We start from the raw sequence: 12,840 nt of genomic DNA, 5'->3' as shown, positions 1-12,840 counted from the left end.
TAAGAGCAATACAGAAGTGACGACGGCGGGCGGAGATAGTACTGAACAGTCACCCGTCGAGCAGTTGGATGCTGAACGGACAGCCGCTGAAGAGCATGAGGTGGGGCAGCCGACCATTGAAGAGAAAACTGAACTGTCAGCTGTGGATTTGTCGTCTCTCACGGCCGATATCGTGTCGGCCTATGTCCGAGCCAACGCGATGCCTGTTGACGCTCTTCCGGATTTGATCGCCAGCGTGAATTCTGCCTTGAGGGGGATTGTACAGCCGTTTTCGACGGAAGAACCTGACCTCGTTCCGGCGGTCAGTCGAAAGCGGTCTGTGTTCCCCGATTATATCGTGTGCTTGGAGGACGGAAGGAAGCTCAAGTCTCTCAAACGGCATCTCAGAACGCATTTCAATCTGACACCCGACGAATACAGAGCAAAGTGGGGACTTTCCGCTGACTATCCGATGGTGGCGGCCAATTATGCCGCTCATCGGTCCGTCATTGCAAAGTCCGTTGGTCTTGGCCGCAAGACAGCCGGTCGTAAGTCATCTGCAAAAAAGCAAGGGTAATACCTCGCCTGCTCCCACCCGCTCTCGACCTCTGCACCTTTTGCCGCGGCAAACGCATCCTCCCCTGCGGAGTGATGGTGATGGGAATGCGGTTCAGCCATGGCGTAAAGCGTGAACAGCACGGTGGCGCCCGCTTCTCAAAGCCTGTTTTGCAATCCTTCTAGCGCTGATTGGGATCTCGTCTGCCGCCTTATGTCGCGGCCGACGACCGCGGCTGCCGCTCGAACTCCTATGGACGTCATCGACAGCCCTACAGGGCGCAAGACAGATGACAGAATGGAAACGTCAACGACGGGGCGAGCATATTTGTGGCGTGCCGGTCAAGGAATATTATATTACTTGGCCCTGCGTACAAGAACCTTGGGCTTCTGCTTTGAATGGGAAGCATGTGGGCCGGTTGGCGAACGGCCAAAGTATGAAGAAACCTAGAACGTCCCTTCACGGATGTAGCCGCGAAATCGTGCTATTGTAGGGATGGGCAACCTCGTCCCTAGTTCCCCGGCAGCCAGGCGTAACCGCCTTTCTCCTATCTTCGCTATAACAGCGGCGGTCTTGGGCGGACCCGACGCCTTTTTGAGGGACGCGTGCCAGAAATGAGCATTGGAGACGAACAGCGTTTCTCTCTGGCAGCTAAGAACAGCATCCGATACTTTATCGTCTACATAATTGATAGACATACTGGACCTCGTGGAGCCATTTCCAAGGAGCAAGACGAGGATGTTAGCTGTGGAGAGATTTTCGAGAAGGAGGTTTGGCGCCCTCGTGGCCGCTTTTGCGGTGACCTTGGTTGCTTTTTCCGCCCCTTTCGGGGCCGAGGCGGGCAGTCCGGACGCGGGTAAGCTGCCGTCCAAGATTCCGGAAGGCACTGTGCTTCGCATCGGCGATCCCGAGACGCAGAGGGCTCTGGAACTTTCCGGACTGATCAATCAACTGCCGTTCAAGGTCGAATGGGCCAATATCAGCGGCGGCCCACAGACAATCGAAGCTTTTCGCGCCAACGCGCTGGACGTCGGATCCGTCGCCGACATCCCGCCTATCCACGCGACCTGGACGGGCCTCAAGGTCAAGATCATTGCCGCGAAGTTCCGCAAGGAACCGGTCGCGCACCCGATTTATCAACTCGGCATTGCGCCGGGCGTTGAGGTCAAGACGCTCGCGGATTTGCGCGGCAAACGGATCGCCTTCAGCCCTGGTCAGGCACAAGGCGCGCTGGTGCTGAGGGTGCTGCAGGCTGCAGGCCTTAAAAGAGAGGATGTCACTCTCATCGAATTGCCCAGCAAGGGTGATGCCTATCCGGTGGCACTTGCCAGCAAGCAAGTCGACGTCGCACCGATCTGGGGTGTCCTCGTCAAGCACTATCTGCACCAGTATGGCGCCGACGGCGCCACCACCATCCCACACGGCCTGCGCGACGATCCGGCCCATCTCTACGCTCCACAGGCCGTGCTTGACGACCCGGCCAAAGCTGCCGCTCTCGGCGAATATGTGCGCTACTGGGCTCTTGCGGCCCGATGGGTGCAGGAACATCCCAAGGAGTGGATCGCGGGCTACTACGTCGCCACCCAAGGCCTCAACGCCGAAGATGGCCAGTATCTCGTCGACGCCGACGGTCAGTTCGACATTCCCCCGGACTGGAACGATGTGATCGTGCGCCAGCAGTCGACGATCGATCTCCTGGCCAGGGAACTGAACAGGCCTAGGATCAAGGCCGAGGACCTTTTCGACAGGCGCTTCGAGACGATCGCCGCAAATGCGTTGAACGCGTCCTGACGCTCGCTTCCCGAGATTGGAGACGACCCAGATGAACGCAATCTCAAATACCGCCGCGGTTGCACTTCCCGTTCCCTACGCATCGGATGAAAGGGGGTGATTACGCCCGCCGTACAGGCCCGCAAGACCGCGACGAGGCGTCGCCTAGCGCTTGGGCGAGCGATCCCGTTTGGCGCGCTGATCGGGCCCGCATTTCTTCTCGTGATCTGGTCCATCGGCAGTATCGCCGGCCTGATCGACCCAAGAACGCTGCCGGCGCCCTGGTCGGTTGTCGGCACGGCCATCGATCTATTAGCCGAAGGGAAGCTTCAGGATCATTTGATGACGTCTGCCTGGCGGGCGGCACAGGGGCTGGCGTTCGGCGTCCTGATCGGGACCACCCTCGCCCTCATTTCAGGTTTGTCGCGGCTCGGCGAGGCCATCATCGACGGTCCGGTTCAGATCAAGCGGGCGATACCGACGCTCGCGCTGATCCCGCTGCTGATGCTGTGGTTCGGCATCGGCGAGGGCATGAAGGTGACGACCATCGCGCTGGCTGTCCTGATCCCGATCTATATCCAGACCCACAGCAGCTTGCGCAGCATCGACAGCCGTTATGTCGAACTGGCCCAGACCTTACGAATGGGCTACGGCGAATTCATCCGTGAGGTCATCCTGCCGGGCGCCCTTCCCGGGTTCTTCCTCGGCCTGCGTTTGGCGGTGACCTATGCCTGGCTATCTCTGGTGGTGGTCGAGCAGGTCAATGCCACCAGCGGCATCGGCTATATGATCGATCTAGCGCGCAACTACGGCCAGACCGACATCGTCATCGTCGGCCTCGTCGTCTACGCGTTGCTCGGTCTCGGCTGCGACGGCATCGTCCGGCTCTTCCAGGAAAGGTCGCTGTCATGGCGTCGCACCTTGGCGGATTGAGCGGCGCGCCGCTGGTGCGTGTCGAGAGGCTCGTGAGGAGTTTCGGGCCGCGGACCATTCTGGACGGCCTCAGCCTCGACATCGAAAAGGGAGAGTTCGTTGCCCTTCTCGGCCGTAGCGGGTCAGGCAAGAGTACATTGTTGCGCGCGCTCGCCGATCTCGATGACAAGGTCTCCGGGTCCGGCCGGCTCGAGACACCCGATAAGAAATCGGTGGTGTTTCAGGATGCCCGACTGTTGCCGTGGAAACGCGTGCTGGAAAACGTGGTTCTTGGCCTCGACCTGCCGGATGCCGCCGAACGCGGACGGACAGCTCTAGAAGAGGTTGGCCTGAGCGGCCGCGAGACCGCATGGCCGGTTGAACTGTCTGGCGGGGAGCAGCAGCGCGTGGCCTTGGCGCGCTCGCTGGTTCGTGATCCTGAACTGCTGCTTGCGGACGAGCCGTTCGGCGCACTCGACGCGCTGACCCGCCTGCGCATGCACGATCTGCTGCGCCAGCTCTGCGCCCGTCACCAGCCGGCCGTGCTGCTGGTCACTCATGACGTGGACGAAGCCGTGACGCTGGCGGACCGGGTCTTGGTGCTCGACAAGGGCGGCATCGCCGCCGACATCGTCATCGATATCCCCAGGCCACGCGATCATGGCCACCGCCGGTTCGGCGAAATCCGCTCCGAACTTCTGCGTCATCTCGGCGTCGAGACAAAGCCTGTCTGCCGGTCTGAGGGGCCCCCAAGACTTCTCGCTCAGCCTCACCCCCAGGAGACCAACATATGCCCGCCAAATCACGACAGTTGAATCTCAACCTTTTCATCTATCCTGGCGGCCATCATGAAGCCGGCTGGCGCTACAAGGATTCCGCCCCAGATAGAGTGCTGGACATCGCCTATTATCAGGAACTGGCGAAGAAGGCCGAGGCGAGCAAGTTCGACGCGCTGTTCTTTGCCGACGGGCCTGCGCTCGCCGACAACATCCGCTACGCGAGCCGCTTCAGGCTGGAGCCGCTGACCTGGATTTCGGCGCTCGCCGCCGTAACGGAAAGAATAGGGTTCATCGCGACCGCCTCGACCACCTACAACGAACCCTACAACCTGGCCAGGCTGTTTGCTTCTGTCGATCATCTGAGCGGTGGGCGCGCCGGTTGGAACATCGTCACGACGGGTGACGAGGCCGCAGCGTTGAATTTCGGCTTTGACCGACATCCAACCCACGCCGACCGTTATGAGCGCGCCGGCGAGTTCGTTGATGTGGTAACCAAGCTCTGGGACAGCTGGGAGGACGACGCGCTCGTCTCGGATCGGGAGTCCGGCATCTTTGCCGACACCGACAAGATCCATCCGATCAACCACATCGGCAAATATCATCGGGTGAAGGGTCCGCTCACGCTTCCGCGCTCTCCGCAGGGGCGTCCGGTCTACGTCCAGGCGGGTTCATCGGAAGACGGACGGTCGTTCGCAAGCCGCTATGCCGAGGCGATATTCACGGCCCATCAGACACTCGGCAACGCGCAGGAATTTTATGCCGACATCAAGGCGCGGGTGAAGTCGGTTGGCCGCAACCCTAATCACGTCAAGGTCTTGCCCGGCATCAGCCCGTTCATCGGTTCGACCGAGGCGGAAGCCAGGGCTCTGCATGACGAATTCAATGAGCTGACGCAGCCGGAATATTCCCTTCACCAGCTACGCCGCATCGTCGATGCCGACCTTTCCGGCTACAATCTGGACGGGCCATTTCCGCGCGAGCTCATCAGAGTCGAGGGCGAGCGCGGTGCGAGCAGCCGGTTCCATGTCGTGCTTGACATCATCGAGCGCGAGAATCCAACCATCCGCCAGTTGCTGCACCGCCTCGCCGGCGCGCGCGGGCATTGGGTCCAGGCCGGGACGCCCGAACAGATCGCCGACAACATCCAGGAATGGTTCGACAATGGTGCCGCGGATGGCTTCAACGTCATGCCGCCCTATCTGCAGGGCGGGTTCGACATATTTGCCGAGGAGGTGGTGCCGATCTTGCGCCGGCGCGGACTTTTCCGGCACGACTATGAGGGGGCAACGCTGAGGGACCATTTCGGTCTGCCGCGCCCTGACAACACCTTCAGCCAACCTCAAAAGGCGAGCGCCTGATTATTGTGGGCCATGTCTCACATTTTCCAAGGCCGCTGCACGGTAGAGTGACCAGCAACGCAGTAAGACGGCGCAGACCGTTAGGCTCTTAACAAGAGACCAATCTCCAGAGGGACCTCATCAAGATCCGGCCCTCGGCCGGCTGAAAGAGGCCGATGGCAATTGAGCGCTCACAAGGTGGATTGGATGATCCACACCAGATATCTGCACGGATCACCTCCCAGAAATGGGCGGCCGGTCCTGGAATCGAGCCGCCGTCGCGAGCCTTTCGGGGCCGCGGAGGCTTCTTTGTCTGCTGTCCTCAGGGCGAACGTTGCAGCAAATGAGAGTTTGCAGCGAGTGCACCAGTTCGTCGTTCGATCCCAGTTGCACTCAGCAATGCCGGCGATATCGTTCATTTTGCGATTCGTCGCCTGGAGGATCTATGCGTCAGCAGACAAAGCCGTTCGTCGTCGAGAAGAAGACGTCCCGAAAGCTCAAGACCGACAACCAGAAGACATCGATCTGGGGGAAGTTGGATTTGACGCTGAGGCAGGATCTTGCAGCGCAACGAGATGCGCCTGAACAGAGGGCCGCTGCAGAAGACATCACAGGCCGGGACTCGTAGACGGGAAAATCACCTGCGGCTGATGGCCCGCCAACATCTCGCCAGTCGAGGCATTGGGGCTCTGCCCCTCCCACAACGATCTATGCCTCTTCGCTGGGCTCCAGTGGCGACGCCTTCGCCGGCCGGTAATCATCTCAACCCAACCGATTTCATGCCTGTCTTAATCACGACATCAACGCCGTTCCAGCCCATCCAGGTGTCCCCCCCGCAATTTAGGCCTGCCAATCTTCGTCGCGCTAACATTCGGGCAGCACAAGAGTGTAGTCGGCGCGCCCGATTCCACGTCCAGCTTCACAAATCCGTTGCGACGATTTCGTACATGAAGGGGGCGGCTTTGCTTTGCGGCCGTTCCCCCGAACAAGGATGAAAAAATGTCCAAGGTCACCGGTAAGTCCGAAATGATCGAAAACGTCGAATTCTCTCCCGTCGACCCGTCCAAGGTTACCGAGCGAGTCCGTGCTGTCGCGGACCAGAGCATTGAGAAGTCGAAGGAAATATTTTCCAAATTGAGCTCGGACGCTGAAACGGCTCAAACGGCTGTCAAATCGACGTTTGAAATGGCCAGGACCACCGGCAACGAGCTCCTCGTGAGAACGCTTGCCGCACTGCAGGCCAATGCCGAAGCCGGCTTCACGCACCTCGAAGCGCTGGTTGCCGTGAAATCGCCGTCTGAGTTCCTCGAACTGCAAGCCGCATTCCTGCGCAAACAGATCGAAAATTCGGCCGAGCACGCAAAGGCAATCCAGGCATTGATGTTGAGAGCTAGCGAGGATGTGTCGAAGCCGATTAAAGATGCCTTTGAAAAGGCCTGGGAAATCCGCAAGGCCGCTTGATTGCTTGAAGCAATCCGGGACGAAAGGTCAATATCTCGTCGACTGTCTTATCAGGCGAGACCGGCCTCGCGCCGGTCTTTTCACATTTGAGCCGACAACGTTGTCCTTTGCTGCCCGCCTGCGTGGGCTTGACACCATTGCCCTTTGCCGAGACCCGAGACTTCAGCGTCAATGCTTTGAAAACACCGACCGCGTTCTTTGTGTCTTTGTGCGCGGGTGCGGCGGTCAAGGCATCACTGAGCGCCGGCCGCCGGAATTTCAGCCGCAGGCTCACGCCCTACGGAGACGCACCAACCGGAACAAACAGCTTGTCGCCATTATGGTCGACTTCCACCAACTCCGGGCTTTGGTTCCTGCACTCCGCAAACCCGCGATGAAAAATGATCGCATTCATATAGGCGAAGGTCATTGCGAGTGCGGCGGTGCGCAATGGGTAGTCGGCAAGAGAATGCACGAGCAAAAACACTACAGAAAGAAACGCTGTCTTTTGAAGGGCGTCTCGGCGAATTTTGGTAAACGCGATCAGAAGAAGGAATAGGTACAACGCCATCAAAATGGCAGCGATCACTCCGCCCTCGAAGGCAAGTTCAAGATACTCATTATGTGCATGGTTTACGTAGGCTCTGAATATCATCTCCTCTTTTTCGTATATCTGGTAGGCCTTCTGAAAATTCCCAAATCCGACTCCGGTGACCCAGTTCTCTTTTATTCCTGCCATCGTCGTGCGGGCAAACTCTGCGCGGTAGGGACCAGGCAGTGGCGCGCGCCTATGGAGCCGTATGCACCCCGGATTTCTTCGGCCTCAACAGCGAGCTGACGCTGCAATATCGCGGCCGGCTCGACGCATCGCGACGGGACGCCGGACCGCCCGGGCTGAGGCGCGATCTGTTCGAGGCGATGAAGCAGGTTGCCCGAACCGGCGACGGACCGCTTGACCAGATCGCTTCGATCGGCTGCTCGATCAAATGGAAGGAGGCCGCATGAATGTCGGCGCAAGCAGGCCGTTTCGGTCTCCGAGGGCGATCCTGTTCGATCTTGACGGCACGCTGATCGATTCGGCGCCCGATATTGCGGCGGCCGTCAACGAACTGCTGGCCGGCAGCGACCTGCCGCCGCTCAGCGTGGATCAGGTCAAGGCCATGATCGGTGGCGGCGTGAAAAAGTTGGTCGAACGGGCTTTCGCGGCATCCGGAGCCCCACTTCTCGCCAGCGCGCTCGAAGAGGCCAACCGCGCCATGGCGCCAATCTACCGCAGACATCTGACCGGCTTGACGAAGCTGATGCCTGGCGTCAGGGAGATTCTCACGCACTTCCACCTGAACGGCACAGCCATGGGCGTCGCCACCAACAAGCCGCAATTGGCGACCCGCGAAATCCTGCTGCATTTCCACTTGACGGAATATCTCGGCGCGATCGTCGGAGGAGACGCGGTGACACACCTGAAACCGGCACCCGACGCTCTGCTGCTGGCGCTCGATCAGCTCGGGGTCGAACCCACCGACGCGCTGATGGTCGGAGACAGCAGCAGCGACGTCGGCGCCGCGCGCGCTGCCGGCATGCCCGTCGTTCTGCTGCGCGGCGGCTACACCCAGATCCCCGTCCAAGAGCTTGGCGCAGACCTTGTCTGCGACAGCCTGCTCGATCTGCCTTCCGCGATGCAGAGGCTACGCGCCGCTGCTTGATCCGCAGCGTCGATTAAAGCATGTCTCCCGAAAGTGGGACCCGGTTTCGAGACAAAGACATGCGTAAAATCAATAGTTTAAAGCGCAGGGAGCGAATCTGAAAGATCGCGACGCGCTTTAAGGAGGCAGTCACCGGCCGATCGTAAATCGAACGGCCGGCGAAGCCGTTGTTTCGAGAATTGCCATTATTTCGAAAATTGCTTGAGATAGGCGATGACGTTGGCCACGTCCTTGTCGTCCTTGAGGCCGGCAAACGCCATCTTCGTGCCTTTCACCATGGCCTTTGGATCATGGAGATAGGTCGTCAGTGTGGGTTCGTCCCATTTGGTGCCGGACTTGCCGGCGGCCACCATGGCTTGGGAATAGCTGAACCCCGGATGCGTGCCGGCCGTCCGGCCGATGACGCCGTTCAACGACGGACCGACTTTGTTCTGGTCCTTGTCCGCGACGTGGCAGACCTTGCATTTCATGAAGACCTTCTCACCCGCCGCGGCATCCTGCGCATGGGATTGGTTCGTAAAAGCCGCAAAGGATGCGACGGCGAAAAATGCGATAGTGCGCATGGCATTTCCTCATTGATCGTCAAGACGCCCCTGATGATTTGCATGCCATTGCTTTGACGAAGTCAACCATACGAAGGTCCACAGCAACTGTCCTTTCGCCTTTGTTGACGGCCTTAGGGCGAACGCGTAGCTTCAGGGTCATTCCGGATTTCCATGGGCACCTCGGGAACCCGGTCAGGCTGAGTTTGTCCAGGCTGATATTTTCCCAGGCAATGGGGCGGGCAGGATTTCGCCAGAGCGGGCGTCTTTGCGCGCAAGAGGTGCTGAATGAATATGGTCGACCTCGTATTGACGGTTTGCCTGAGTGCCAATCCCGGCAATTGCCGAAACGAGCATCTCTATTTCGAGAGCCGCGGCTCGCTGTTCCAATGCATGATCCTGGCGCCCAGCGAAATCGCGAGATGGTCGCAGGAACACCCGCCCTTCAAGGTCAGGCGCTGGAAATGCGCCTTCCCGACGAAGGACCGGGCGATCTGACCGGCGCCCCTGGTTTGTTGCAGTCCCGGGAGGAAACATCATGATTTCGCGCCGGAAAACGCTCCGTTTGGCAGCTCTCGGAACGGCCGCGATACTTGGATCACATCCCATTGCCGCCTCCGCCGCGCCCAAGGTTCGCATTGGCGTGCTGAAGTTCGGCACGGTGAGCTGGGAGCTCGATACGCTGAAGCAACACAAGTTCGACGCGGCCAACGGCATCGATCTGGAGGTTATCTATTTCGCCGGCGAGGATGCGACCAATGTCGCGATACTGGCCGGCGCGATCGATATGATCGTGACCGACTGGCTGTGGGTCTCGCGCCAGCGCTCGGACGGCAGCGATGTCACATTGGCCCCCTATTCGACGGCCGTCGGGGCGATCATGGTGAAGGACGCATCGCCGATGCGCGCGATCACCGACCTCAAGGGAAAGAAGATCGGCGTCGCCGGCGGGCCCCTCGACAAGAGCTGGCTGCTGATCCAGGCGCTGGCCAGACGCGATTACGGTCTCGACCTGCCGGCGATCAGCGACGTCGTCTTTGGCGCGCCGCCGCTGATTTCGGAAAAGGCAATTCAGGGCGAACTCGATGCGGTGCTCAATTTCTGGCATTTTTGCGCCCGGCTCGAGGCCAACGGCTTTCGCCGGCTGATCGGCGCCACCGATGCGGAGAAGGCGCTCGGAGCTGCAGGCCCGGTATCCGCGATCGGCTATGTATTCCACGACAAATGGGCCAACGAAAATCCGCAAGTCGTCCGCGGCTTCCTCCAGGCTTCGGCGCAGGCCAAGGATCTGCTGGCAAGATCCGACGAAGAGTGGCTGCGCCTTGCGCCGATTGTCCGCGCAGAAGGCAAGGAACTGGCAAAGCTGCGCGACCGCTATCGCGAGGGCATCCCCAGGCGGCCGGTCGCCGAGGAAGCGGCCGACGCCGGCAGGCTCTATCGTGTGCTGGCCGGGATCGGCGGCGAAAAGCTGGTCGGCAGCGCGCCGGAGATGGCGCCGGGCACGTTCTGGCAGGAACCGGCGAAATGACCGCAGGAGACACCGGCGACCGCACGCCTGGCGACACTGCCAGCCGTTCCGACCCTCGAGCGACGCTGATGCCCGCGCTGACGGTGGTGGCCTCCCTGCTCGGGCTTTGCCTGCTGTGGAGCCTGGCGGCGAATGCCTGGCCGAGCCGAGCCTTTCCGGGGCCGGGACAGGTCTGGCAGGTATTGCTGAGGGAGGCGGCGAGCGGCGATCTCTTCTACCATCTCGGCGCAACTCTCGGCAGGGTTGCCGCGGCATACATCGTTGCGATGATCGTCGGATCGGTGATCGGCATTCTCCTCGGCAGCTACCGCGGCGCGGACCGGTTCTTCAACCCCTGGGTAATCCTGTTCCTCAATATCCCTGCGCTGGTGATCATCGTGCTGGCCTACATCTGGTTCGGCCTCAATGAGGTGGCGGCGATAGGCGCGGTTGCCGTGAACAAGATCCCGAATGTCGTGGTGACCATGCGCGAGGGCGCCAGGGCGCTGGACCCGAGTTACGCCGAAATGGCGGCTGTGTACCGCTTCGGGCCGCTCGACCGCGTTCGCCACATCCTGCTGCCGCAGCTGCAGCCCTACCTGGCCGCGGCCTCGCGTTCCGGCATCGCCCTCATCTGGAAGATCGTTCTGGTGGTCGAACTGCTCGGCCGCTCCAATGGTGTGGGCTTCCAGATCTATCTCTATTTCCAGCTTTTCGACGTCGCTGCCATTCTCGCCTACACGCTGGCGTTCGTGGCGGTGATGCTCGTCGTCGAACTTCTTCTGGTGCAGCCCGTTGAACGACATGCAACCCGTTGGCGCCGTCGTCCCGCTTAGGGTCGACATCGCCGAAAAGACCTTCAGGTCCGCGCAAGGCGTCTCGGTCACGGCGCTCAAGAACCTTTCCTTCGAGGTCCGGCAAGGCGAATTCGCTTGCCTGCTCGGGCCATCGGGGTGCGGCAAGACCACGACGCTGCGTATTCTGCTTGGGCTCGACAGGCAGTTTTCCGGCTCTTTCCAGCTGCCTGAAGGCGGCTCGAACCGCATAGCCGCCGTGTTTCAGGAACCCACCCTGCTGCCCTGGCGGACGGTGGAGGAGAATGTCAGGCTGGCGCTGCCGAAAGACCTGCGAACGAAAAATCTCGACGGGCTGTTTGACACGCTCGGTCTCGCCGGCATGCGCTCGCTCTATCCGGCGGAGCTTTCGCTTGGCCTTGCACGAAGGGCAGCCCTTGCCAGGGCCTTCGCGACCGAACCGGCGGTGCTTTTCCTGGACGAGCCCTTCGTCTCGCTCGATGGGCGGACCGCCGAGCAGCTCCGTCACCTGCTTCTTACGGTATGGTCGGCCCGGCCTACGACCGCGCTGATGGTGACGCACAACCTGACCGAGGCCCTGACGCTGTCGGATCGCATCATCGTGCTCGCGCCGCGGCCCGCGCATGTGCTCGGCATTTTCGACGTAAGCCTGCCCAGGCAGCACCGCAGCCCAGAGGCAACGAGCGACCTTTTGCGGTCGTTCCATCAGCAATTTCCAGGCGTGACCTGATCACCCTGCAGCGGGCCGGGATGCCCTTGATGGGCGACGTGTTAGAAGCAACGCACGTCGGCTTCCGCCTGCGCCCGCTTCAACTCCGTTCGCGCGGCTTTCGCCGGTGCGCTTTCGCGAAACAGGCCTGCATTCTCGCCTGTCGTCAGAGACATGCTCTTGAAGGTCTCGGCCCTCTCATAATGGTCGTAAGGAAGGATCGAGGCGATGACATCGATCGAGCAGGAACAACTCTCCAACGCCTGACGTGTCTGGCCATTTGTCTGCATGCAGCCGAGCACATAGTCGACAATCGTCGCCGTCGGGTAGTCTCCCGCAGCGCCTGCCGGGTTTGCAAGGACTATTGTCGACGAAAGGAGGAGCGGCAGGATCGAAAATCCAACATATCTGACCATGAGAAATTCCTCCTGTTGCCTGGGCGCGGTGCGGCGAGACAGCATCGTCGCGCCCAGTTGGCGACATGCCGCGAGCCCGGTCAACCTCTCACCGCCTCCATATAGGACCAAAGGAGGAATGCCCTGCCCGTCCTCAACAGCGATCGAGGGCAGCTTGGTGATTCGCCACGCACCTATTTTCCTGAGTTCTTTTCACGCCCCCCCTTACTAACGGCAGCCAAGGATGTCACAACCGGCAACTTTGGTAAAATATGCATTCAATAAAGATCAATCCAATTATAATTGTAAATACAGATCAGTATGAATTTTATATATATCGGAGCTTAAGTCAAGCTTTTGGCAACCCTCCATCAAGAGGTTTATTTATATGTCTTC

General features: G+C 60.1%; 15 protein-coding genes and 1 pseudogene. 13 read left to right on the top strand and 3 right to left on the bottom strand.

What is annotated here, in order from left to right; translation table 11 throughout:
* The first annotated feature begins 115 nt into the window (after positions 1-115).
* From EJ070_RS18820 to EJ070_RS18790, 7 genes are all read left to right on the top strand, one after another.
* Positions 116-556 carry a MucR family transcriptional regulator gene (locus EJ070_RS18820; protein ID WP_189350666.1) on the top strand — a complete coding sequence of 147 codons (441 nt, stop codon included), beginning with the start codon at positions 116-118 and terminating at the stop codon, positions 554-556.
* Between the two features lie 717 nt (positions 557-1,273).
* On the top strand, positions 1,274-2,326 hold the full coding sequence (locus EJ070_RS18815; protein ID WP_126092691.1) for an ABC transporter substrate-binding protein: 1,053 nt from the start codon (positions 1,274-1,276) through the stop codon (positions 2,324-2,326).
* A gap of 96 nt (positions 2,327-2,422) precedes the next feature.
* The gene (locus EJ070_RS18810) at positions 2,423-3,238 is read left to right on the top strand and encodes an ABC transporter permease (RefSeq protein ID WP_126092690.1); all 816 of its coding nucleotides are present in this window, start codon (positions 2,423-2,425) and stop codon (positions 3,236-3,238) included.
* A complete protein-coding gene (locus EJ070_RS18805; RefSeq protein WP_245464599.1) occupies positions 3,214-4,032 on the top strand; it encodes an ABC transporter ATP-binding protein in 819 nt (272 codons plus the stop codon). Before EJ070_RS18810 ends, EJ070_RS18805 begins: the two co-directional genes overlap by 25 nt.
* A complete protein-coding gene (locus tag EJ070_RS18800) occupies positions 4,008-5,354 on the top strand; it encodes an LLM class flavin-dependent oxidoreductase (RefSeq protein WP_126092689.1) in 1,347 nt (448 codons plus the stop codon). The genes EJ070_RS18805 and EJ070_RS18800 overlap by 25 nt, the downstream gene beginning before the upstream one ends.
* A gap of 424 nt (positions 5,355-5,778) precedes the next feature.
* Positions 5,779-5,961: a hypothetical protein gene (locus EJ070_RS18795; RefSeq protein ID WP_126089420.1), complete on the top strand. Its 183-nt coding sequence runs from the start codon at positions 5,779-5,781 to the stop codon at positions 5,959-5,961.
* Positions 5,962-6,332: 371 nt separating this feature from the next.
* Positions 6,333-6,794 (top strand): phasin, encoded by a 462-nt coding sequence (locus tag EJ070_RS18790; protein WP_126092688.1) that lies wholly within the window; start codon positions 6,333-6,335, stop codon positions 6,792-6,794.
* Between the two features lie 277 nt (positions 6,795-7,071).
* On the opposite strand, the gene EJ070_RS18785 is transcribed toward EJ070_RS18790, so the two are convergent.
* Entirely contained in the window at positions 7,072-7,512 is a 441-nt protein-coding gene (locus EJ070_RS18785; protein WP_126092687.1) for an O-antigen ligase family protein, read from the bottom strand.
* 29 nt (positions 7,513-7,541) lie between these two features.
* Between EJ070_RS18785 and EJ070_RS18780 the strand changes: the two are divergent.
* Both EJ070_RS18780 and gph read left to right on the top strand, forming a co-directional pair.
* A pseudogene (locus EJ070_RS18780) lies at positions 7,542-7,778 on the top strand (thioredoxin family protein); the annotation flags it as partial.
* Positions 7,775-8,476, top strand: a complete 702-nt coding sequence (gene gph / locus EJ070_RS18775) for a phosphoglycolate phosphatase (RefSeq protein WP_126092686.1) — start codon at positions 7,775-7,777, stop codon at positions 8,474-8,476. The pseudogene EJ070_RS18780 and the gene gph, both read left to right, overlap by 4 nt.
* A gap of 185 nt (positions 8,477-8,661) precedes the next feature.
* Here gph and EJ070_RS18770 read toward each other — a convergent pair whose 3' ends face one another.
* The gene (locus EJ070_RS18770) at positions 8,662-9,039 is read right to left on the bottom strand and encodes a cytochrome c family protein (RefSeq protein WP_126092685.1); all 378 of its coding nucleotides are present in this window, start codon (positions 9,037-9,039) and stop codon (positions 8,662-8,664) included.
* A gap of 267 nt (positions 9,040-9,306) precedes the next feature.
* Here EJ070_RS18770 and EJ070_RS18765 point away from each other — a divergent pair, with 267 nt between their 5' ends.
* The 4 genes from EJ070_RS18765 (at position 9,307) to EJ070_RS18750 (ending at position 12,070) form a co-directional block, all read left to right on the top strand.
* Entirely contained in the window at positions 9,307-9,516 is a 210-nt protein-coding gene (locus EJ070_RS18765) for a hypothetical protein (protein WP_126092684.1), read from the top strand.
* A gap of 67 nt (positions 9,517-9,583) precedes the next feature.
* Positions 9,584-10,546, top strand: coding sequence for an ABC transporter substrate-binding protein (locus tag EJ070_RS18760; RefSeq protein ID WP_245464598.1), 963 nt, complete (start codon positions 9,584-9,586; stop codon positions 10,544-10,546).
* A gap of 68 nt (positions 10,547-10,614) precedes the next feature.
* A complete protein-coding gene (locus tag EJ070_RS18755) occupies positions 10,615-11,361 on the top strand; it encodes an ABC transporter permease (RefSeq protein WP_126095812.1) in 747 nt (248 codons plus the stop codon).
* The gene (locus EJ070_RS18750) at positions 11,330-12,070 is read left to right on the top strand and encodes an ATP-binding cassette domain-containing protein (RefSeq protein WP_126095813.1); all 741 of its coding nucleotides are present in this window, start codon (positions 11,330-11,332) and stop codon (positions 12,068-12,070) included. Before EJ070_RS18755 ends, EJ070_RS18750 begins: the two co-directional genes overlap by 32 nt.
* A 41-nt stretch (positions 12,071-12,111) precedes the next feature.
* Here EJ070_RS18750 and EJ070_RS18745 read toward each other — a convergent pair whose 3' ends face one another.
* A complete protein-coding gene (locus EJ070_RS18745) occupies positions 12,112-12,465 on the bottom strand; it encodes a hypothetical protein (RefSeq protein WP_126092682.1) in 354 nt (117 codons plus the stop codon).
* Positions 12,466-12,840 lie beyond the last annotated feature (375 nt).

Origin of the sequence: Mesorhizobium sp. M1E.F.Ca.ET.045.02.1.1 (genome assembly GCF_003952485.1) — a bacterium.
GTDB lineage: Bacteria > Pseudomonadota > Alphaproteobacteria > Rhizobiales > Rhizobiaceae > Mesorhizobium.
Note: the sequence above shows the minus strand (reverse complement) of the source record. Positions and strands in the feature narration are given on the sequence as shown.